Source organism: Embleya sp. NPDC059237, from assembly GCF_042754105.1.
GTDB lineage: Bacteria > Actinomycetota > Actinomycetes > Streptomycetales > Streptomycetaceae > Embleya.
The window spans coordinates 293,454-314,597 of the sequence record NZ_JBHZAE010000003.1 but is presented as its reverse complement, the minus strand read 5'-3'; the positions used below and the strand labels follow the sequence as shown (position 1 = coordinate 314,597).

Sequence of the window (21,144 nt, the reverse complement as noted above, 5' to 3'; positions counted from 1 at the left end):
CCGGCCCCGCATCCAGCACACAGGCATGCAAAACTTCTTTGCAAAAGATCTTTGCAACTCTCCCGTCCGCGCATAGGCTCGCCATGTGACCACCTCCCAGCCCCCGGAGCGCCAGGAGATCACCGACCTCGACGCGCTGCGCCTGCTCGCGCATCCCCTGCGCTACCGGATCGCCCGCGCGCTGCGCGACGGGCCGGCCACCTCGACCTCCCTCGGCCGCGCCCTGGGCCTGAGCAGCGGGCTGGCGAGCTACCACCTGCGGCAGTTGGCCGAGCATGGGTTCATCGAGGAGGCCCCGGAGCTGGCCAAGGGCCGCGAGCGCTGGTGGCGCGTGATCAAGACCGATCGACGCTTCCCGATGCGCAGCGAGCAGACCACCGAAATGCGGGCCGTCTTCGACGAGATGACCCGCCTCGACCTCGCCGCCGACCTCGAACAGCTGGCGCGGCTGCGGATCGAGGGCACCGACCTGCCCGGCGAATGGGCCGACGCGGTGCCGTTCTCGCACAGCGAGATCAACGTGACCTTCGACGAACTCCTCGAATTCTTCGAGGAGTACATCAAGCTGCTCTACCGCTACAAACGCTCCCCCGAGGACACCCCACCCGAGGCCCGCACCGTCTTGACCCGCTTCTTCGCGTTTCCGGAAACGGCGGAGCCGGCGCAGTCGCCGGAGTCGCCGGAGTCGCCACCCACCCAAGCCTGACCCGAAGCACGCACGAACCAATACCAAGCCGGTACCCGAACCAATACCCCAAACCAACACCCGCGCCCGGCCCCGCAACGACTCCGGGCCGTCGAGTTGCAGCTCGACGGCCCGGAAGGCGGAGGCCGCACCCCACGTCCGCGAGGACGTGTCTTCACGAGCGCGTGCATCCACCCACGAGGAGATCATCCCGTGTTCCGTACAGGCAAGTCGGTCACCCCTGCCCGCAACCACCCACCGGGCCCCGATCCGGCCATCGAGCGAACCCCCCGGCCACCGACCGGCAGGCGCCACACCTGGCCGACGCTCCTCGCCTGGCTGATCCTGATCGCCATAGCCATCCCCCTCGCCTCCCAACGCGCACCGCACTCCCGCGACAACACCACCGTCGAACTCCCCCGCGGCGCCGAATCCACCCGAGTCGCCGAACTCACCGACCGCTTCCCCGACGGCGACCTCGCGGACGGCATCCTGATCTACGCCCGCCCCGGCGGCCTCGGCCCCGCCGACCTCGCCAAGGTCGAGGCCGACCGCACCGCCCTGGCCCCGCTCGCCCGCGGCCCGATCCCCGCCGCCGGCCGCTCCGTGGACGGCGCCGCGGTCACCCTGGTCGTCCCGCTCGACGCCAAGACCAGGGCCGGCCGTACCCCCGCCGACCAGGCACGCAAGGTCCGCGACCGGGCCCGCGCAGAGCTGCCGGCCGGCCTGACCGTACGACTGACCGGCCCGGCCGGCAACGCACTCGACGCCGAGGACGCGATCGAGAGCACCGGCCGCACGCTGACCCTGGTCACCGTGCTCGTGGTGGCCGTCCTGCTCCTGTTCACCTACCGCAGCCCGATCCTGTGGCTGCTGCCCCTGGTCTGCGTCGCCGTCGCCCTCCTGCTCAGCCGAGCCGTCGGGCACCTCCTCGAACGTTTCGCCCACCTCACCGTCGACGACGGCAACACCATCACCGTCACCGCGCTGCTGTTCGGCGCCGGCACCGACTACGCGATGCTCCTCCTGGCCCGCTACCGCGAGGAACTGCTCCGACACCCCACCCCGTACACCGCGATGCGGGTCGCGCTGCGCCGGGCGCTGCCGTCGATCGCCGCCTCCGCCGCGACGGTCGCCGCCGCCCTGCTGTGCCTGCTCGCCGCCGACATGGGCTTCAACCACACCCTGGGGCCGGCCGGCGCGATCGCGATCGGCTGCGGCTTCGTGGTGATGGCCACCCTGTTCCCGGCGCTGCTCGTGGTCCTGGGCCGCCGGGTGTTCTGGCCGCTCATCCCGCGCCACGGCGCCGCGCCGAGCGCCCGCCGCTCGATCTGGCCCCGGCTGGGTCGCGGCGTGGCCCGCCACCCGCGCGTGGTCTGGATCGGCACGAGCCTGGCCCTCGGCGTACTGGCCCTGGGCGCTCTCGGCGTCGAAACCGGCCTGGACAACGCGCACACCGTGGTCGGCGAACCCGACTCCGTCGCCGGGCAGGAGCTGCTGGCCGCGCACTTCCCGGCGGGCCGGAGCCGCCCGGTCCGCATCGTCGCCGACGCCGCGTCGGCGGACGCCGTCACCCACACCCTGCGTGCGGTCCCCGGCATCGGCACACCCGGCGCACCGCTCCGCTCCACCGACGGCACGCTGGTCGAGATCCGAGCCGTCCTGGACGTACCCCCGGACAGCGACGCCGCCGTCGACCGGCTGTCCGCGATCAAGGCCGCCGTACACGCCGTCCCGAACGCCCACGCCCTCGTCGGCGGCCCCACCGCAACCGGCGTGGACAAGGCGGCGGCCCAGGCGCACGACCGGCGCACGGTCATCCCGTTGGTGGTCGGCGTCGTATTCCTGATCCTGGTTCTGCTCCTGCGCGCCCTGGTCGCGCCGCTGCTCCTGATGGCGACCGTACTGCTGTCCTACCTCGCCGCCCTCGGCCTGAGTTGGCAACTCTTCCGCCACGTCCTGGACTTCCCGGCGATGGACGTACAGATCATGCTGGTCGGCTTCCTGTTCCTGGTCGCACTGGGCGCCGACTACAACATCTTCCTGATCCATCGCATCCGCGAGGAGGCCCGAACCCACGCCCACGAATCGGCCGTGTTGAGCGGCCTGACCGCCACCGGCGGCGTGATCACCGGCGCCGGCACGGTCCTGGCCGCCACCTTCGCCGCACTCACCGGCGCGCCCCAGGTCGCCTTCATCCAGATCGGCGCCCTGGTCGCCCTCGGCGTACTGATCGACACCTTCCTGGTCCGCTCGATCCTGGTCCCGGCACTGGCCCTGGACACCGGCCGCGCCTTCTGGTGGCCGACCCGCCGCCGCCCGAAGACCGCGGACCCGCGCGAAGATCCCGTAGCGTAGTCCGCGCCGGACACACAGCGACCGGCAACGACACAGCGATCAGCGGGTGTTCCACACCGGGAGGCCAAACCGATGGCGTTGCCACCGTCCGAAGCCCATTCGTCCGAAGCCCACTCGCCCGACGACCCGATCCGCGTCCTCGACGTGACCACCGACGACTACCGCCGAGCCTTCGAACTCTTCCTCGCCGGATCGGACGAAAAGGCCGTCACCCACGCCCACCTGCTCGCCCTGGTCGAACAGCTGCCCCAACGCTCGGTGTTCCTCGACATCGGGGCGGGCTCCGGGGCGACCACGCGGTACCTGGGCAGCCACTTCGAGCGCACCATCGCCATCGAACCCAGCAAGTACATGCGCGACGCCCTCCGCCTCACCTACCCGGAGGCGGAGGTGCTGAGCGACCCCGTCGAGACGGCCGCGCCGCCCGCCCTCGCCGACTTCGCGCTGTGCTCGCACATGTTCTATTTCCTGCCGGAGTCGCAGTATCTGCCCACGGTGCGCCGGCTGCTCGACTGGGTCCGCCCGGGCGGCGAACTGGTCCTCGTCCTACAGAACCCCGACAACGAATGCATGCGCCTGGTACGGCACTTCTACGACATCCGCTTCGACTTGTCACCGACGGCAAAGGCACTCGGAACCGGCCACGAGGACCTGGTCGAGTCCTGCACCCTGGAAACCCTCCCGGTCCGCTTCCACGCCGACAACCTGCCGGACACCCTCGCGGTAGCCGAGTTCATGGCCAACGTCCCGGACCTGGCCGAACGACCCACCCGCCCCACCCACGGAGACCTCGAAAACTACGTCCGTACCCACTTCACCGACCCACCCGGCACCGGCTACACCATCCACCACGACCACGACATCGTCCGAATCAAACGCCGCAAAACCCCATGACACCCCAAGCAAAGACCCCAATCACCCCACACGCCACATGAACCGAACTCCAGCAGCCCACCAGCGACAGGGGCCCCATTCAGCCCACCCCACAGGCACCCGAGCCCATCAACCCAGCCGGTATGAGCCCCAGCAGCCAGGCGGGGCTCAAACCCCATTCAGTCCAGCCGCCGCTCAAGCCCACCCAACCCAACCCACGAGCCCACCAGCCCCGCCGGCACAAGCCCCACCAGCCCGGCCAACGCTTGAGGCCCATCAGCCCGCCCGACGCTTGAGGCCACCCAACCCAACCCAACCCAACCCACGAGCCCACCAGCCCCGCCCATATGAGCTCCATCAGCCCGGCCGATGCATGAGCCCCTCAACCTGCCAAGGCTTGAGACCCATTCAGCCCGGCCGGCGTTTGAGGCCACCCAACGCAACCCAACCCCAACGCCGGCCAAACGCTCCAACCCGACCGACCCCACCAGCCGCCACACCGCCGGCACTCACAAATCCCACCGAGCCCAGCCATCGCACGACCCAATCCGCCGTCCCGGCTCGAGCCCAACCATCCCGGTCAACCCGTGCGGCCGGCCAACACACAAGCCCCACCAGCCCGGCCGGCGCTTGAGGCCAATCAGCCCGGCCGGCGCTTGAGGCTCACCGCACAAGGCCAACCCCCGCCCCGCCCCCGCACGGCTAAAGGGTCGCAGCCAATGCCGCCTCGTTCTCCTCCGCCGCCCCGAACTGCGTCGCATGCACCCACGACCGCTTCACATACAGATGCACGTCCACCTCCCAGGTGAACCCCATCCCCCCATACACCTGCGTGGCGTCCTTCCCATTCCGCGTAGCCGCGTCGTCCCCCATCACCTTCGCCGTCAGCACCGCGACCTCGACATCCCCCACCGCGGGGTCATCCAACGTCACCGCCGCCGCGTACACCGCCGCCCGAGCGATCTCGGTCCGCACCAGCATGTCCGCACACAGGTGCTTGACCGCCTGGAACCCCCCGATCACCCGACCGAACTGCTCACGCTCCTTGGCATACTGCGTAGCCAACTCGGTGAGCCGCCCCGCAATGCCCAACTGCAGCGCAGCCGTGAGCACCGCCCCGACTCGCCGCCACTCCTGCGCGACCCGCGCATCGGCCACCACCTCGCCGGCCGGCAGCTCGTCCACCGCCGTCACCGGCGTGAACGGATCCACCGGATGCGCGACCGGCGCCCCCCGCACCGATGCCGGATCCACCCGCCGGATGCCCTCGTCCGTCAGCACCAACAAACAATCCAGCGCGTCCAGATGCTCCACCAGCAGCGGCCACGAGTCGCCCTCGATCAGCCCGACCACCACGTCACCCGCAGCGGCCTCCTCACCCAACCGCCCCGGCAGTGACGCGGCCAGATGCGTGGCCACCAGCGGCCCGGGCAACAACACCCGCCCGGCCTCCTCGTACACCAGCGCCGCCTCGGCCACCCCGAGTCCGACTCCGCCCGCCTCCTCGGCGATCCGCAGCGAGAAGAACCCGGTCTCGGCCAGTTCCCGCCACAGCGCACGGTCCACCATGCCGGGCACCGGCGCGGTGTCCACCAGCACCCGCATCCGCTCCCGGTCGAACCGGCCCTCGCAGAACTCCCTTACCCCGGACCGCAGATCGCGCTGGTCCTCGCTCAGTTGGAAATCCATGTCCCGACCACCTCCTCGCTCAGCCCCGGCCGAAATCCCACGACCCCGCTCACCGTTCCTTCGGCAGACCGAGGATGCGCTCGCCCACGATGTTGCGCTGGATCTGCGACGTACCCGCCGCGATCGTGTACGACAGCGACGACAGCCGCTCGTCCATCAGCGTCGCGCCCGGCAACCCCGCGACGTCGTCCACGGCCAGGGCGGCCCGCCCGAGCAGCCGGTGCGCGAGTTCGTACACCTTCTGCTTCGTCTCGGAGAACCGCAGCTTGAATACCGAGCCGCCGACCCCGGGCACCCCGGACCGCTGCGCCTCGGACACGTTCCACTTGGTCAGCGCCCACAGTGCCTCGAACTCAGCGGTCAGATGGCCCAGTTCGCGCCGCAACGCGACGTCGTCCCAGGCGGTGGCCTGACGCCGCGTCACCTTCTTCGCCAGCGCCGCCAGTTCGCGCAACAGCCGCTGACACGCCACCACTTCGCTGACGAACGCGGTGCCGCGCTCGAACGACAGGGTGACCATGGTGACCCGCCAGCCGTCGTTCTCCTCACCCACCCGGTTGGCCACCGGCACCCGTACGTCGTCGAAGAACACCTCGGCGAACTCCGAGGTCCCCATCACCGTTTCCAGCGGCCGGATGGTGATCCCCGGCGTGTCCATCGGCACGATCAGCCAGGTGATGCCCTTGTGCTTGGGCGCGTCCGGGTCGGTGCGCACCAACATCTCGCAGTAGTCCGCCACTTCGGCGTGCGACGTCCAGATCTTCGAACCGTTGACCACGTAGTCGTCGCCGTCCCGCACCGCCCGGGTGCGCAGCGAGGCGAGGTCGCTGCCCGCTCCCGGCTCGGAGAAGCCCTGGCACCACACGTCGTCGCCGCGCAGGATCCCCGGCAGATACCGCCGCCGCTGCTCGTCGGTGCCGGCCGCGTCGATCGTCGGCCCCGCGTGCAGTAGGCCGACGAAGTTCGCCCCCACGTAGGGCGCGCCGGCCCGCTCGGTCTCCTCCAGGAAGATCAGGTGCTCGGTGGGCGTGGCGCCCTTGCCGCCGGCCTCTACCGACCAGTGCAGGCCCGCGTATCCGGCGTCGAACAACAACCGCTGCCACGCCGTGTCGTAGGCGCGTCGCCCGGGCCAGTCGTTGCGATCGGGCTTGGGTGGCAGCAACGGAATGGCCTGATCGAGCCACGCGCGCAATTCCGCGCGAAAGCCCTCCTCGGCCTCGGTGTACCGCAGGTCCATGGTCGTCGACTCCCTGTCGAACTGGGAACGGGCAAACGAAAAAGCGAACGAAGACGGCCGAACCGAGGCGTCCGACCGCAGCGACCCGACCGAAGCAACCCGCCGGAAGCAACCCGCCGCAGCGGCCCCGCCGAACTCAGGCCCCGTACACCGGAGTCGGCGTCGGCGCCTCGTCGAGCAGCTTCGCCACCACCGGCCCCAGCTCGGCCGGCTCCCAGCGCCGGCCCGCCGTGGCCTCGGGACCGTGCTGCCATCCGGTCGCGACGGAGACCTTGTCTCCCTCGACCTCGAAGACCCGCCCCGTCACCTCCCGCGACTGGGTCGAGCCGAGCCAGACCACCAGCGGCGACACGTTCGCCGGGTCGTAGAAGTCGAAGCCGCCGTCCTCGGGCTTGCGCACCAGGTCCGGCATGGCCTCCTCGGTCATCCGGGTGCGCGCGGCCGGCGCGATCGCGTTGGCGGTCACCCCGTAGCGGCCCATCTCCACCGCGGCGATCTGGGTCAGGCAGGTGATCCCGGCCTTGGCCGCCGCGTAGTTGCCCTGTCCGACCGAGCCCATCAGCCCCGCACCCGACGTGGTGTTGATCAGCCGCGCGTCGACCTCGACGCCCGCCTTCGCCTGGGCCCGCCAGTACGCGCCGGCGTGCCGCATCACCGCGAAGTGCCCCTTGAGGTGTACCCGGATCACCGCGTCGAACTCGTCCTCGCCCAGCGAGACGAGCATGCGGTCACGCAGGAAGCCCGCGTTGTTGACCACCACGTCCAGCCGGCCGAACGTGTCGATGGCGGTCTGCACCAGGCGCTCCGCGCCCGCCCAGTCGGCGACGTCGTCCGCGTTGACCACCGCTTTGCCGCCCAGCGCCTCTATGTCGGCCACGACCTGCTGGGCCGGGCCGAGCGAACGCCCGTCGCCCTGGCGCGAGGCACCGATGTCGTTGACCACCACGTGCGCGCCCTCGCGGGCGAATGCCAGCGCGTGCTCGCGCCCGATGCCGCCGCCGGCACCGGTGACGATGACGACGCGCCCCTCGCAGATCCCACTCATTCCAGGCCCCTCTGGTGTAGAAGACCGACGCCGTACCGAGGACCGACCCACGTCGAATACCTCGGAAGCGGCCCGCCGAGAAAGTCGACGAGCCGCCCCCTGCCACCGCACCGCGAGCCACTGCCATGACCACGCGGCACGTCCGTACCGAAGAACCGACCCGACCCGACCCGACCCGAATCGAGTCGAGTCGAGTCGAGTCGAGTCGAACCACACCGACCCGAAGCGACCGCAGCGACCCGCAGCAGCGCGCAACAGCCCGCAGCGACCCACAGCACCCCGCGGCAATCAGGTGCCTCAAGCCCCCGCCGCACCCACCCGACCCCGATCCCGATCGAAATCGAGATCGAGCATCCGAATCGCATTACCTCGGATGATCTTGTAAACGGTCTCCGCCCCCAGCCCCGCCAGATGCTCCTCGGCGATCTTCTTCGTGTGCGGCCACGTGGAGTCGACGTGCGGGTAGTCGGTCTCGAACGTGACGTTGTCCTCGCCGATCACATCGAGCGAGTTGACCCCGTGCCGGTCCCGGAAGAAGCAGGCGAACATGTTCCGCCGGAAGTAGTACGACGGCGCCTCGGGCAACACCTCACCGGTGACCGCCCAGGCCCGGTGCTCCAGCCACACGTCGTCCATGCGCTCCAGGGCGTACGGGATCCAGCCCATCTGCCCCTCGGAGTAGGCCAGCTTGATCTTCGGGAACCGGGCCGGGATGCCCGCGAAGATGAAGTCGGCCATCGAGGCCATCGCGTTGTTGAAGCTCAGCGACGCCTGGACCGCCGCGGGCGCGTCCGGCGAGGCGGCCGGCATCGTCGAGGACGAGCCGATGTGCATGTTGATCGTCACGCCCAGGTCGGCGCAGGTCTCGAAGAACGGGTCCCAGTAGCCGGTGTGGATGCTCGGCAGGCCGAGGAAGGCCGGGATCTCCGAGAAGCACACGGCGGTGACCCCGCGCGCCCGATTGCGCTTGATCTCCTCGACGGCGAGCTGCACGTCCCACAGCGGGATGATGATCAGCGGGATGAGCCGCCCGCCGGAGTCGCCGCACCACTCCTCGACCATCCAGTCGTTGTAGGCGCGCACGCACGCGAGCGCGACCTCCTTGTCCGCGGCCTCCGAGAAGGTCTGGCCGCAGAAGCGCGGGAAGGTCGGGAAACACAGCGAGGCCTCGACATGGTTGACGTCCATGTCCTTCAGCCGCTCGGCCGGGTCGTACAGTCCGGGGCGCATCTCGCCGCGCGTGATGCCTTCGAGGGTCATTTCGTCCCGGCTGAAGCCGACGGCCGCGATGTTGCGCTTGTACGGAAAGCGCAGATCCTCGTAGAACCACCAGTCGGCCGGTGGGCCGTTGGGATCGGTGGTGATCTTGTAACTCGCCCCGGTGTACTCCAGCTGACCGATGCCCGTGGTGACCGGCTTCGGGCCGCGCTCGTGGTACTTCTTCGGCAACCAGCGCTCGAACAGGTGTGCCGGCTCGATGACATGGTCATCGACGCTGATGATCTTCGGCAGTTCACCGAAGGAGTTTCCGGACTGCGTGGCAGCCTGCCCGGGCTGGTTGGTGCTCATCGGCCCCTCCCGCTCACTAAATCTGATGGACCGTCAGATTTAGCGTAATCTCTGGGCGGAGGGAACCACAAGCTGACTCAACGTCAGGAGAATCACGGATGGCCCTGCGTCTCGAAGAACTGATCGACCCCGGACACACCGCGTTGATCACCCAGGAATGCCAGAACGGAGTGATCGGCACGCAGGCGGTGTTCCCCGCGCTGACCGCGCACACCGGGGGGCTGATTCCGGCCGTCGATCGGCTTGCCAAGGCCGCCCGCCGGGCCCAAGTCCCGGTCGTGCACTGCCTGGCGGTGCGCCGCCCGGACGGCCGGGGCGCCAACACCAACGCCCGGATGTTCGGCGCCGCGGCCAAGGCGCCGGTACTCCTGGCCCCCGGCTCGGACGCCGCCGCGGTGGCCGACGGGATCACCGTCCACCCCTCCGACCTGGTGCTTTCCCGCTACCACGGGCTCGGCCCGATGGCCGACACCGGACTGGCCGCCGTGCTGCGGAACCTGGGCGTGCGTACCGTCGTGGGCGTCGGCGTCTCGCTCAACGTCGGCATGCTCAACTTCGCGATGGACGCGGTGAACGCGGGATTCCAATTCGTCGTACCGCGCGAGGCGGTGGCCGGATTCCCCCCCGAATACGCCGAGGCCGTACTCGCCAACACCTTCAACGCGATCGCGACGATCACCACGGTCGACGCCGTACTGGCCGCCTGGGTCTGACCCCTGATGCCCCGTCACCAATCCGGTGACGGGGCATCAGCAGTTGTTCGGGGTGGCCCGAAAGGTCGAATCGGCGGTCAGCGCCGGGGCGTCCACGGCTTCTTGTCGTACTCCTCGCGCAACTTGAACTTCAACACCTTGCGCAGCGTCTCGTTCCGCGGCAGCGCGTCGACCAGTTCCAATTGCTCCGGGATCTTCTGCGTCATCAGCCCGGCCTCGCGCAGGTAGCCGACCATCTCGGCGAATTCCAGGTCGGATTCACCCGGTTGGCGCTCCACCACGGCGCAGACCCGCTCTCCGCGCTCGCGGTCGACCAGGCCGATCACCGCCGCGTCGGCGACCTTCGGGTGGGCGAACAGCAGGTCCTCGATCTCGCGCGCGGAGATGTTCTCCCCCTTGCGGATGATCACGTCCTTGAGCCGACCGGTGAGCGAGAGGTGCCCGTCGGCGCGCAGTCGGCCCAGATCGCCGGTGCGGAAAAAGCCGTCCTCGTCGAACGCGTCGGCGGTCAGCGCGGGGTCGGTGTACCCCTTGAACACCATCGGCCCGCGCAGCCGGACCTCACCCTCCTCACCGGTGTCCGCGACGGAGCCGTCCGCCCGCGCGATGCGCACCTCGATGCCGCTGACCGGCTTGCCCTCGGTGTACGAGCGCTGGTCCTCGGAGTCGTACGGTCCGCCCTGGGCGATCATCGGCGACTCGGTCATCCCGTACCCGTGGCACAGAATCGCCCGCATCTCGTCGCGCACCTCGCCGACCAGCTCCGGCGGCTTGGGCGCACCGCCGCCGGAGACGATCCGCAGGGTCGGGATGATCTTCTCGCCGGGCTGCTTGCGCTGCTCGTTCAGGAACGCGACGTAGAACGCGGTCGAGCCGCCGACCATGGTGACGCCGAGCCGCTTGTACACCGGCACCACGCCCGCCGGGTCGAAGTTCTCCACGATCACCGCCGGGAAGCCCGAGGCGAGCACGGTGACGATGTAGTCCGGGCCCGCGATGTGCGCGTACGGGAACGCGATCGAGCCGATGTCGCTCGGCGACATGTCCAGCGCGACGGCCAGCCCCTTGCCGCCCGCGAGCAGGGTCGAGTCGCTGTGCTGGACGCCCTTCGGGTCGGACGTGGTCCCGGAGGTGTAGTAGAGCCAGCGCACCTCGTCGCCGTCGGTCGGCGCGGGCGGCAGGTCGGCCGGGTCACCCTCGGGCAGCTCGTCGTAGGCGACCATGACGCGTGGCGCCGGGCTCAGCTCCTTGGCCAGCGCCTCGCCCATGCCGACGAAGTCGAAGCCCTTCCACTCGCGCGGACACAGGAAGAACTCGGCCCCGGTCTGCCGCAGACAGAATCCGACCTCCTTCTCCCGGTAGAACGGGATGATCGGGTTCTGCACCGCGCCGAGCCGGGCGAGCGCGAACGAGACCACGATGGACTCGATCCGCGTGGTCAACTGCCAGGTCACACGGGTCCCGGCGGTGACGCCGAGCGCGTGGAAGCCCGCGGCCACGCGCTCGGCCCACGCCTTGAACCCACCGAAGGTGACCCTGCGGTCCTCCGGGTCGAGCAGCATGGGTACATCGGGAGACGCCGCCGCGCGGCGCTCCACCAGCTCCCAGAGAGTGGTGGCGTCGTAGATCGGGTCAGACACGTGTCCTCCGCGCGGGAAGCCGGGGCCGGGGTACGTCGCCGGGGCATGGCGAAGCCGAAGCCCCGGGGCATTGACCTGACGGTACGTCAGAAGCTTTGCGGGAAGAAAGACTTCGCGTGGTCACGCGGATCACAACCGGATCTCGGCGACCTTGATCGCATACTGGCGAAGCAAGGCCGTACTGCCTAACCTGGGGCGATACCGCCAACCCCGGGGGCACGATGTCACCCTTCCGCCGGGAGCGCCCACCGGTGTGCCTGGGCCCGCTCGCGAGCCTCCCCGAAGGCGTCCCGACCCGAGTCGGCACCAGCCCCCCGGTCGCGATCCTGCGCCACGGCGACACGGTCCACGTCTTCGAGGACCGCTGCCCCCACGCCGGCGCCATCCTCTCCAGAGGCACCCTGACCAACGAACACCTCACCTGCCCGGCCCACAAGGCCACCTTCGAAATAGCCACGGGCCGCTCCCTGGGCCCGGTCCAGTGCCGCCCACTACGCACATACAAGTCCTGGACCGAAAACAACCTCGTCTACCACTCCCCATCCCCCCGCCCCACCAAAAAATCCAACTCCTCCCCCTGCCCCAACCAACCCTGACAACAACCCCGGCCCCCCAACATCCACCAAGGTCCCGCCACCCAGCCCCCTGTCGAAAGCCCCCAACCCAAGGCCACCCAAGCCAACATCACACAGCCAACCAAAAACCGAATCAACCCGGCCGCCGCTTTGAGGCCCATCCACCACACCGGCCGACCCCCGTTCAGCCCAGCCGACGCTCAAAGCCCATCCACAACACAGCCCAACCCACCCAGCCCCGCCGGCACTTGAAGCCACCCCACCCCAGCCAAGAACCCCATCAGCCACCGCTTGAAGCCGATGCACCACATCGACCAAGCCACCCGACCCGGCCGCCGCGTGAGGCGCACCACAACGGCCAACCCCACCCAGCCCGGCCGGCACTTGAGGCCACCCCAGCCAACCAACACACAACCGGCCACGAGCCCCATCGGCCCGGCCGCCACTTGAAGCCGATGCACCACACCAACCCACCCAGCCCGGCCGGCGCTTCAGGCCGCCTCAGGAAACACACAGCCGGCCACAAACCCCATCAGCCCAGCCGGCGCTTCGAGCGATGCACCACATCGACCAAACCACCCAACCCGGCCGCCGCTTAAGGCCGACGCACCACAACGGCCGACCCCACCCAGCCCGGCCGGCGTTTGAGGCCACCCCAGCCAAGCAACACACAACCGGCCAAGACCCCCGTCAGCCCGGCCGGCGCTTGAGGCCAAGGAGGGCCCGCCCGCCTCGCGCGTGGGAGCCGCCAGGCCCGGGTTCACCCCGCAAAGGCCCCGCAGCCCCTGGCCCACGCCCCCGAGAGGTCCGCCCCCGGCGGAAACCGGCCCGCCAACTCCAGCGAAACCATCCCGTGCGCAAACCCCCACACGGCCCGCGCAGCGTCGTGATCGCCCCCCACCGCCCGCATCAACGGCGCCGCCGCCCGCTCCTCCAGCCCCGACGGCAACGCGGCGCGATCCAACGGCTGCCCACTCATCAACCGATACAGATCCGGATGCGCAAGCGCGTAGGCCCGATACGCCCCCGTCAACGCCGTGATCCGTTCCAGCCGCGAACCCCCCGCGGCCGACCCCGCCGACCCGTCCGACGCCGCCTCCGCGGCCTCCAGCGTCTCCGCCAATTCCGCCATCGCCTGCGCGATCAACGCGCTCTCCACCGCGGACTTGTCCGCGAAGTGCTTGTACAACGACGGCGCCTTGATCCCGATCCGCTCCGCGATCCGCCGCATCGACACCGCCTCCGGCCCCTCCCCCTCCAGGAGTTCCCGCGCGGCGGCCACGATCTCCCGCGCCCGACCACCGACCGGAGGAGCGGAAACGTACGAAACGTCAGACATGCTTACGGAACCCTTCGGGAGTGCGCAGTCCGTACCCGGCGGCACGGTCCATCGCGATGTGGGTGAGCCAGCCGAGACCGGCGGTGAACAGCGGCGGCCACTCGATCGGCCCGACGGAGTAGCCGACCAGCACGATCAGCGGGACCCAGGCCCGGTGCAACGCGTTGTAGAACGGCACCGCACGCGCCTGCAGCCGACCCCGCTCGTGCGTGCCGTCCCGCACCGCGTCCCCGGCTCCGACGAACATGGTCAGGTCGGGCAGTACGAAGAACACCAACGCCGCCGCAGAAGTGGCGAAGCCATACTTCACGCTCTCGAACACCGCGAACGCCGCCAAAAACAGCGCCAGTACGCCCCACGCGCCGCGCCGCGTCCACCGAAGCGCCGCCGAACCGCGGATTCCCGTGCCCACGATGGTGCTCATGCCGCCTCCACCCGCCTGTGGCTAACGATGTTAGCCGCCTGCGTTCATCATCCGGCTAACACCATTAGCCGTCAAGTCCGGGCGGCATCCACATCCATCAAGAGCGCCGGCCCACCAAATCCCGCCCTCGGACCCCGAGCCCAATCCCCAAAACGAACACGAACCCGACCACAACCCCGAAAACCGACCACCCCACCGCCCCACCCACCCGCAACCCGCCCACCACCGAACGCGCCGACCCACCCGCCCGAACCGACTCGCCGACCCCACCCGGCACACCGACCTCCCCCTGCACCCCGGCATCCACAGCCAACGCAACAAACGGCCGCCGCCCCAACCCCGCCGCCTTCTGCCCACCACCGGCAACGTCGCCCAAACCCACCACCCCGGCCCGCCACCCCGACCCGAACGGCCGATCCGCAACGGCACGCCCGACCCCATCCCCCGAACCACCACCCGAGTCCACCACCGAGCCCCCACGCTCAACCGGCCAACCGACCTCTTCCCCACCCCCGCCACCCCACCTGCAACGCAGTCGGCCGCACCCCCGGCGGCCCCGCCCCCAGCGGCCCCGACTCCAACGGCCTCGCCCCCGCCGGCGTCGTCATCACCGGCCGCACCCCCACCACCCCCAACACCGGCGGCTTCGGCGCAGGCGGCTTCGGGGGCTTGGTCGCCGGCGGCCGCGGCGGTCGCGGATGCGCCGGTTTCGTCGGCGGCTTACCCACGCCCTCGACGCGTACCCCCACCCCTCCGTCACCCCGACCCCGACCACCGCCCGCACCCGCCGGCGCGTACCCGACGCCCGTCCACCCGACCCGCACCCCACACCACGCCCCGCCCGAACCCCCACCGGCCGCGACCACGACACCCGCCCGCCGCCCACACTTCTCGGCCCCCGCCGAACCGCAGCCCCCGACAACCGGCACGCACACACACGCCACCACCAGGAACCGCGCCACAACCCGAGAGTCGGCCATGGCGCAAGGCTGACCCGCCCTTCCGACCCACCCCGAACGAACCCCCGAAAATCCCACATACGAGTGACCCACCAACCCAGCCCCACCGAGCCACCCCACGCCCCACGCCCCACCAGCCCAGCCCCGCCGGCCCAGCTCCACCAGCCCGGCCCAACCGGTCCGCCGGCATCGAGGACGCCCGCACCCGTGCCCTCGCCACCACCGACGAACAGGTCCTCGCCCAGGTCACCGCAGCCCTGGCCGTCCTGGCCCGCCACCTACCCCCGGCCGCCCTGACCCGCCTGCGCCCCTGACCCCGACTCAGCGCGCGGTGATCTCCGGACCGATCGTGAAGCCCTTCAACGCGCCGCTGGGAATGGCGACCGGCGTCCCCTGTTCGACGTGAAGGGTGGATCCGTAGTCGCCCTTCCGGAAGTCGGGATCCGCGAGCACGGTCACCGTCCCGGAGCCGTCGAAGTCGTCGATGATGACGTAGATCTCGATTCCGGCACGCGCATATGCACGGCGTTTGCGCCGACGATCGCGATCACTGGCCTCGCTCCCCGGAGACACGACCTCCGCGACCAGCACCACTCCGGAAACATCCACGCCCAGACCGTCGGCGTCGGGCGCCTCGTCCAAGTCGTCGGGCGCGACGAAAAGATCCGGGATGTAGACCTTGCGGCCGTCCAGGACATTGCCGTCCTGGAAGGCGGACAGCACATCGGTTTCGAGGTGCCGATCCAAGGCACGTCGTAGCCGGTTGGCGATCATGGCGTGCCGACGGGAGCCCGTGGGAGACACCTCGATGGCTCCTTCGATGATCTCGGCGCGGAGTCCCTTGGGCAGAGTCAACGCCTTCCAGGCCCGCCACAGAAGCTCATCGAGGTCACCGGCCGGTGAAGTAGTCACCATCGGCTCATGCGTCGCAATCGCCATCGGGAAACACCTCCTCACCCCAGTGTGGGTCACGGTCGCCGGTAGCGGACAGGTTCTCGCCAACCCTACGAGTCACCCGAGTCGCGCTAACGCTCCCCGGCCACCCACCACCCGAACGAGTGATCCCCTATCGCACCCGCCGCGCCACCTCGGTCGCCCAATACGTCAGGATCGACGCCGCCCCCGCCCGCTTGATCGACGTCAGCGTCTCCAGGATCACCCGATCCCGGTCGATCCAGCCGTTCGCCGCCGCCGCCTCGACCATCGCGTACTCGCCGCTGACCTGGTACGCCGCCACCGGCACGTGCACCTCGTCCGCGATCCGCCGCACCACGTCCAGATACGACATCGCCGGCTTGACCATCACCAGGTCCGCGCCCTCGGCCACGTCCAGCAGCACCTCGCGCACCGACTCGTCGGAGTTGGCCGGGTCCTGCTGGTACGTCATCCGGTCGCCCTGCAGCGTCGACTCGACCGCCTCGCGGAACGGACCGAAGAACCCCGACGCGTACTTCGCGCTGTAGGCCAGGATCGCCACGTCCAGATACCCGGCGTCGTCCAACGCCCGCCGGATCGCCCCGACCTGACCGTCCATCATCCCGCTCGGCCCGACCATGTGCACACCCGCGTCGGCCTGCACCACGGCCATCCGCGCGTACGCCTCGAGCGTCGCGTCGTTGTCCACCGAGCCGTCGGCCGCCAACACGCCGCAATGGCCGTGGTCGGTGAACTCGTCCAGGCACAGGTCGGACATCACCACGGCGTCCGCGCCCACCTCCGCCACCACGTCGCGGATCGCGACCTGGAGCACCCCCTCGGGGTCGAACCCGGCCGAGCCGACCGCGTCCTTGACCGACGGGATGCCGAACAACATCAGCCCGCCGACGCCCGCCGCGACCGCGTCGTGCGCGGCCTTGCGCAGCGAGTCGCGGGTGTGCTGGACCACGCCCGGCATCGACGAGATCGGCACCGGCTCGCTCGCGCCCTCGCGCACGAACAGCGGCAGGATCAGGTCGGCGGGATGCAGCCGGGTCTCCGCGACCAGCCGGCGCATCGCCGGGGACGTGCGCAACCGCCGAGGACGGTGCGCGGGAAACCCTGACGATGCGTCAGCCTGGTACGACATGAGCCAATCGGCCTTTCTCACCGATCCGCCGAAACCACCACAGCCGGCGGATTCACCACGAGTACTGCGATTACTTCGCCTTGCGCCGCGACCCCGGCCGCCGCTCACTCGGTCGGGTGACCGGGTCGCCCGCCTCGATCATCGCGGCCCGTCGCGCCGTACCGAACTCCGCCAACGCCTCGGCCAGGGCGGCCACCGACGGCTCGGGCGCCAGCACGTCCACGCGCAGCCCGTGCTCCTCGGCGGTCTTCGCCGTGGCCGAGCCGATACACGCGATCACCGTCACCGCGTGCGGCTTGCCCGCGATGCCGACCAGGTTGCGCACCGTCGAGGACGACGTGAACAGGACCGCGTCGAAGCCGCCGCCCTTGATCGCCTCGCGGGTGTCCGCCGGCGGCGGCGCCGCGCGCACCGTGCGGTACGCCGTGACGTCGTCGACCTCCCAGCCCAGCTCGACCAGACCGGCCACCAGGGTCTCGGTGGCGATGTCGGCGCGCGGCAGGAACACCCGGTCGATCGGGTCGAAGACGGGGTCGTACGGCGGCCAGTCCTCCAGCAACCCCGCGGCCGACTGCTCACCCGAGGGCACCAGGTCCGGCTTGACGCCGAACTCGACCAGCGCCCGCGCGGTCGCCTCGCCCACGGCCGCCACCTTGATGCCCGCGAAGGCACGCGCGTCCAGGCCGTAGTCCTCGAACCGCTCGCGCACCGCGCGCACGGCGTTGACCGACGTGAACGCGATCCACTCGTAGCGGCCGGTCACCAGGCCCTTGATCGCCCGCTCCATCTGCTGCGGCGTGCGCGGGGGCTCGACCGCGATGGTCGGCACCTCGTGCGGCACCGCGCCGTACGAGCGCAGCTGCTCGGAGAGCGTGACCGCCTGCTCCTTGGTCCGCGGGACCAGCACCCTCCACCCGAACAGCGGTTTGGTCTCGAACCACGACAGAGTGTCGCGTTGTGCGACCACCTCGCCGACGACCACGACGGCCGGCAGCGTGATCTTCGCGGCCCGCACGTCCGAGGCGACTTGGGCGAGCGTGCTCACCAGGGTGCGCTGCTCGGTGGTGGTGCCGTTGATCGTGACCGCGACCGGCGTGGCCGGCTTGCGCCCGCCCGCGACCAGCTCCTGGGCGATCTCGGCGATCGAGTCCAGCGCGCCGCGCAGCACCAGGGTTCCCTCGACGGAGCCGACCGTGGCCCAGTCGATCGTGCCCTCGGCCATGTCCAGCACGCGCACACCGCCGCTGCCCTTGGTCGGGTGCAGCGGGATACCCGCGTAGGTGGGCACGGCCGTGCTGACCGGCACACCCGGCACGACCTCGAAGACGATCTTCGCCTTCGCGACCGCGGTGACCTCGTCGATGACCGACTGGTCCACGCACGGGTCGCCGGCCACGGCCCGGACCACCTGCCTGCCCGATCGCGCGGCGGCCACCACGACCTTGGCCCGGGCCACGGCGGACAGGAGTTCCCCGTCGTCGCCGGTCACCGGGTCCAGGACCTCGACCCCGCTCTTGCAGTGGAACAGGACCTGGCGCAGCGTCGCCTCGTCGGCGACCACCACGTCGGCCTCTGCCAGCACCTCGATGGCCCGCAGTGTGAGCAGTCGCGGGTCGCCGGGACCGGCACCCACGAAGGTCACGATGCCGCTGGGCTTCTTCTTCGCTCTGGGGCTCAAGGGACGCGCTCCCCCATCAAACCGGAGGCCCCTCGGGCGAGGAGTTCGGCCGCGAGTTCGCGCCCGATCTTCTCCGCCTCGTCGAGGGTTCCGGTGGCGGACAACCGTACGCTGTCGGTGCCGTCGACATTCGCGACTACGGCCCGCAGGTACAGCTCGGTGACCTGCTCGCCTTCGGCGACCTCGCAGAGGGCGCCGACCGGAGCCGAACATCCGGCTTCGAGGACGGCGAGCAGCGTGCGCTCGGCCAGTACGGCGGCTCGGGTGTCCGAGTCGTCCAAACCGGCGAGCAGTTCGACGAGGGCGGCATCGTGTGCCGCGCACTCGACGGCCAATGCCCCTTGACCGGGGGCAGGCAGCATGTGGAGCGGATCGAAGGTCTCGGTGACCTCCTCCGCACGGCCCAGGCGGCCGAGACCGGCCCTGGCCAGGACGACGCCGTCGAGCTTGCCCGAGCGTACGTAGCCGACCCGGGTGTCGACGTTGCCGCGGATCGGCAGGATCTCGTGGCCGAGGCCGAGCAGTCGCAACTGCGCGGCACGGCGCGGCGAGCCGGTCCCGATCCGGGATCCGGCCGGCAATTCGGCCAACGCGAGCCCGTCCCGGGCCACCAGCACATCGCGCGGATCGTGCCGCTGCGGGACGGCCGCGAGGGTGATGCCCTCGGGCTCGCCGGTGGGCAGGTCCTTGAGCGAGTGCACGACGAAGTCGACCTCGCCGGCGCGCAGCGCGTCGCGCAGCGCGTTGACGAACACGCCCGTGCCGCCGATCCGGGTCAGGTGCTCGCGCGAGACGTCGCCCTGGGTGGTGATCTCCACCAGTTCGACGGCGCGGCCGGTCAGGCGCGTGACGGCCTGGGCGACATGACCCGACTGGGCCATCGCCAGGGCGCTTCGCCTGGTGCCCAGTCGCAACGGTGCCTCGCTCACGCCACACCTTCCACGCTGTCGGGGGTGTCGGCCCGGCGGACCACCTCGGGGGTGCCCGGGTCGAGATCGAACAACATCCGCAGCGCGTCGGCGTACGACGAACCGGCGGGCTCGCCGGCCAACTGCTTGACCCGCACGGTCGGCGCGTGCAGCAGCTTGTCCACCACGCGCCGTACGGTCTGCTCGACCTCGGCGCGCACCCGCTCGTCCATCTCCGGCACCCGGCCGACCAGCCGCTCCAGTTCGGCCCGGACCACGTCCGAGCCCATGCTGCGCAGCGCGACCACGGTCGGCGCGACCTGCTGCGCCTGCCGCGCGGTCGCGAACGCCGCGACCTCCTCGCAGACGATCTTGCGCACCAGTTCCACGTCGGCCTCGCCGGCCGTACCGGCGGAGACCTCGGCGAGCAGTTCCAGGTCGATCAGCACCACACCGTCGAGCTCGCGCACGCCGGGGTCGATGTCGCGCGGCAGCGCCAGGTCGATCAGCACCAACGGCTGCTCGACCCCACGCTCGCGCCGCGCGGCGAGCACGGCCTCGATCTCGTCCCGACCGATCACCAGGCCGGCCGCGCCGGTGCAGGAGACCACCAGGTCCACCGAGCCCAGCGCCTCGGGCATCGCCGACATCGGCACCGCGCGGCCCGAGACCGCCTCGGCCAGGTGTTCGGCACGCGCGTAGGTGCGGTTCGCGACCACGATGTGGCCCACGCCCTCGCGGTGCAGCGTCTTGGCGGCCAGCGCGCTCATCGAGCCCGCGCCCACCACCAGCGCCCGGCTTCCGCCGATCGGGCCCATCGACAACTCGGCCTGCGCCAGCCCGACGGTCATCAGCGACCGACCGGCCTGGTCGATCCCGGTCTCGGCGTGGGCCCGCTTGCCGACCCGCAGCGCCTGCTGGGTCAACTCGTTCAGGACCCGCCCGGCGGTGCCGTGGGTCTGCGCGAGCGCGAGCGCGGCCTTTATCTGGCCGAGGATCTGCCCCTCGCCGACCACCATCGAGTCGAGCCCGCAGGCGACCGAGAACAGGTGCTGGACCGCGCGGTCCTCGTAGTGCACGTACAGGCACGGGGTCAGCTCGGACACCGGCACCCCGGTGTGCCGCGACAGCAGGTTGCCCAGTTCGGTGACGCCACCGTGGAAGCGGTCCACGTCCGCGTAGACCTCGACCCGGTTGCAGGTCGACAGCAGCACCGCCTCGCCGACCGGCTCGGCCGCCACCAGGTCGTGCAGAAGCGCCTCCTGGGCCGTCCCGGTCACCGAGACCCGCTCCAGGAGACCGACCTCGGCCGTTCGGTGGCTGAGGCCGACCGCCAGGACACTCATGGTGTCTTCCTACCGTTGATCGCCGTGTTCGCGGGCGCGAT

General features: G+C 70.5%; 17 protein-coding genes. 5 read left to right on the top strand and 12 right to left on the bottom strand.

Annotated features, from left to right (window positions below):
• Positions 1–85 precede the first annotated feature (85 nt).
• The 3 genes from ACFXKZ_RS12010 to ACFXKZ_RS12000 all read left to right on the top strand — a co-directional run bounded on the left by ACFXKZ_RS12010 (position 86) and on the right by ACFXKZ_RS12000 (position 3,937).
• Complete coding sequence (locus ACFXKZ_RS12010) at positions 86–706, top strand: ArsR/SmtB family transcription factor (RefSeq protein WP_379999173.1); 621 nt, start codon at positions 86–88, stop codon at positions 704–706.
• 192 nt (positions 707–898) lie between these two features.
• The gene (locus tag ACFXKZ_RS12005) at positions 899–3,043 is read left to right on the top strand and encodes an MMPL family transporter (RefSeq protein WP_379999171.1); all 2,145 of its coding nucleotides are present in this window, start codon (positions 899–901) and stop codon (positions 3,041–3,043) included.
• Between the two features lie 72 nt (positions 3,044–3,115).
• Positions 3,116–3,937 (top strand): class I SAM-dependent methyltransferase, encoded by an 822-nt coding sequence (locus ACFXKZ_RS12000; RefSeq protein ID WP_379999169.1) that lies wholly within the window; start codon positions 3,116–3,118, stop codon positions 3,935–3,937.
• 681 nt (positions 3,938–4,618) lie between these two features.
• Here ACFXKZ_RS12000 and ACFXKZ_RS11995 read toward each other — a convergent pair.
• The 4 genes from ACFXKZ_RS11995 to ACFXKZ_RS11980 all read right to left on the bottom strand — a co-directional run bounded on the left by ACFXKZ_RS11995 (position 4,619) and on the right by ACFXKZ_RS11980 (position 9,456).
• Complete coding sequence (locus tag ACFXKZ_RS11995; protein ID WP_379999167.1) at positions 4,619–5,605, bottom strand: acyl-CoA dehydrogenase family protein; 987 nt, start codon at positions 5,603–5,605, stop codon at positions 4,619–4,621.
• 49 nt (positions 5,606–5,654) lie between these two features.
• Positions 5,655–6,842 carry an acyl-CoA dehydrogenase gene (locus ACFXKZ_RS11990; protein WP_379999165.1) on the bottom strand — a complete coding sequence of 396 codons (1,188 nt, stop codon included), beginning with the start codon at positions 6,840–6,842 and terminating at the stop codon, positions 5,655–5,657.
• Between the two features lie 136 nt (positions 6,843–6,978).
• Positions 6,979–7,887: an SDR family oxidoreductase gene (locus tag ACFXKZ_RS11985; protein ID WP_379999163.1), complete on the bottom strand. Its 909-nt coding sequence runs from the start codon at positions 7,885–7,887 to the stop codon at positions 6,979–6,981.
• A 297-nt stretch (positions 7,888–8,184) separates the two neighbouring features.
• The gene (locus ACFXKZ_RS11980; RefSeq protein WP_379999161.1) at positions 8,185–9,456 is read right to left on the bottom strand and encodes an amidohydrolase family protein; all 1,272 of its coding nucleotides are present in this window, start codon (positions 9,454–9,456) and stop codon (positions 8,185–8,187) included.
• A gap of 98 nt (positions 9,457–9,554) precedes the next feature.
• Between ACFXKZ_RS11980 and ACFXKZ_RS11975 the strand changes: the two genes are divergently transcribed.
• Positions 9,555–10,169, top strand: coding sequence for an isochorismatase family protein (locus ACFXKZ_RS11975; RefSeq protein WP_379999159.1), 615 nt, complete (start codon positions 9,555–9,557; stop codon positions 10,167–10,169).
• A gap of 77 nt (positions 10,170–10,246) precedes the next feature.
• Here the strand turns inward: ACFXKZ_RS11975 and ACFXKZ_RS11970 are convergent, their stop codons facing one another.
• Entirely contained in the window at positions 10,247–11,809 is a 1,563-nt protein-coding gene (locus ACFXKZ_RS11970) for a class I adenylate-forming enzyme family protein (RefSeq protein ID WP_379999157.1), read from the bottom strand.
• Positions 11,810–12,030: 221 nt separating this feature from the next.
• On the opposite strand from ACFXKZ_RS11970, the gene ACFXKZ_RS11965 reads away from it, so the two are divergent.
• Positions 12,031–12,405 carry a Rieske (2Fe-2S) protein gene (locus ACFXKZ_RS11965; protein WP_379999155.1) on the top strand — a complete coding sequence of 125 codons (375 nt, stop codon included), beginning with the start codon at positions 12,031–12,033 and terminating at the stop codon, positions 12,403–12,405.
• A 739-nt stretch (positions 12,406–13,144) separates the two neighbouring features.
• On the opposite strand, the gene ACFXKZ_RS11960 is transcribed toward ACFXKZ_RS11965, so the two are convergent.
• The 7 genes from ACFXKZ_RS11960 to ACFXKZ_RS11930 form a co-directional block, all read right to left on the bottom strand.
• Positions 13,145–13,723, bottom strand: coding sequence for a TetR/AcrR family transcriptional regulator (locus ACFXKZ_RS11960; protein WP_379999153.1), 579 nt, complete (start codon positions 13,721–13,723; stop codon positions 13,145–13,147).
• Positions 13,716–14,147, bottom strand: coding sequence for a DUF4260 family protein (locus ACFXKZ_RS11955; protein ID WP_379999151.1), 432 nt, complete (start codon positions 14,145–14,147; stop codon positions 13,716–13,718). The genes ACFXKZ_RS11960 and ACFXKZ_RS11955 overlap by 8 nt, the downstream gene beginning before the upstream one ends.
• Before the next feature lie 1,280 nt (positions 14,148–15,427).
• Positions 15,428–16,045 (bottom strand): Uma2 family endonuclease, encoded by a 618-nt coding sequence (locus ACFXKZ_RS11950; RefSeq protein WP_379999149.1) that lies wholly within the window; start codon positions 16,043–16,045, stop codon positions 15,428–15,430.
• 127 nt (positions 16,046–16,172) lie between these two features.
• Positions 16,173–17,171 carry a porphobilinogen synthase gene (hemB, locus tag ACFXKZ_RS11945; RefSeq protein WP_379999147.1) on the bottom strand — a complete coding sequence of 333 codons (999 nt, stop codon included), beginning with the start codon at positions 17,169–17,171 and terminating at the stop codon, positions 16,173–16,175.
• A 70-nt stretch (positions 17,172–17,241) separates the two neighbouring features.
• Positions 17,242–18,849: a uroporphyrinogen-III synthase gene (locus ACFXKZ_RS11940; protein WP_379999145.1), complete on the bottom strand. Its 1,608-nt coding sequence runs from the start codon at positions 18,847–18,849 to the stop codon at positions 17,242–17,244.
• On the bottom strand, positions 18,846–19,778 hold the full coding sequence (gene hemC, locus ACFXKZ_RS11935; RefSeq protein WP_379999143.1) for a hydroxymethylbilane synthase: 933 nt from the start codon (positions 19,776–19,778) through the stop codon (positions 18,846–18,848). The genes ACFXKZ_RS11940 and hemC overlap by 4 nt, the downstream gene beginning before the upstream one ends.
• A complete protein-coding gene (locus ACFXKZ_RS11930; protein WP_379999141.1) occupies positions 19,775–21,103 on the bottom strand; it encodes a glutamyl-tRNA reductase in 1,329 nt (442 codons plus the stop codon). Before ACFXKZ_RS11930 ends, hemC begins: the two co-directional genes overlap by 4 nt.
• Positions 21,104–21,144: the final 41 nt, after the last annotated feature.

Coding starts and splice junctions, on each gene's coding strand:
- ACFXKZ_RS12000 (WP_379999169.1), top strand. CDS start 3,116: ATGGCGTTGCCACCGTCCGAAGCCCATTCGTCCGAAGCCCACTCGCCC.
- ACFXKZ_RS11995 (WP_379999167.1), bottom strand. CDS start 5,605: ATGGATTTCCAACTGAGCGAGGACCAGCGCGATCTGCGGTCCGGGGTA.
- ACFXKZ_RS11990 (WP_379999165.1), bottom strand. CDS start 6,842: ATGGACCTGCGGTACACCGAGGCCGAGGAGGGCTTTCGCGCGGAATTG.
- ACFXKZ_RS11985 (WP_379999163.1), bottom strand. CDS start 7,887: ATGAGTGGGATCTGCGAGGGGCGCGTCGTCATCGTCACCGGTGCCGGC.
- ACFXKZ_RS11980 (WP_379999161.1), bottom strand. CDS start 9,456: ATGAGCACCAACCAGCCCGGGCAGGCTGCCACGCAGTCCGGAAACTCC.
- ACFXKZ_RS11975 (WP_379999159.1), top strand. CDS start 9,555: ATGGCCCTGCGTCTCGAAGAACTGATCGACCCCGGACACACCGCGTTG.
- ACFXKZ_RS11965 (WP_379999155.1), top strand. CDS start 12,031: ATGTCACCCTTCCGCCGGGAGCGCCCACCGGTGTGCCTGGGCCCGCTC.
- ACFXKZ_RS11960 (WP_379999153.1), bottom strand. CDS start 13,723: ATGTCTGACGTTTCGTACGTTTCCGCTCCTCCGGTCGGTGGTCGGGCG.
- ACFXKZ_RS11955 (WP_379999151.1), bottom strand. CDS start 14,147: ATGAGCACCATCGTGGGCACGGGAATCCGCGGTTCGGCGGCGCTTCGG.
- ACFXKZ_RS11950 (WP_379999149.1), bottom strand. CDS start 16,045: ATGGCGATTGCGACGCATGAGCCGATGGTGACTACTTCACCGGCCGGT.
- hemB (WP_379999147.1), bottom strand. CDS start 17,171: ATGTCGTACCAGGCTGACGCATCGTCAGGGTTTCCCGCGCACCGTCCT.
- ACFXKZ_RS11930 (WP_379999141.1), bottom strand. CDS start 21,103: ATGAGTGTCCTGGCGGTCGGCCTCAGCCACCGAACGGCCGAGGTCGGT.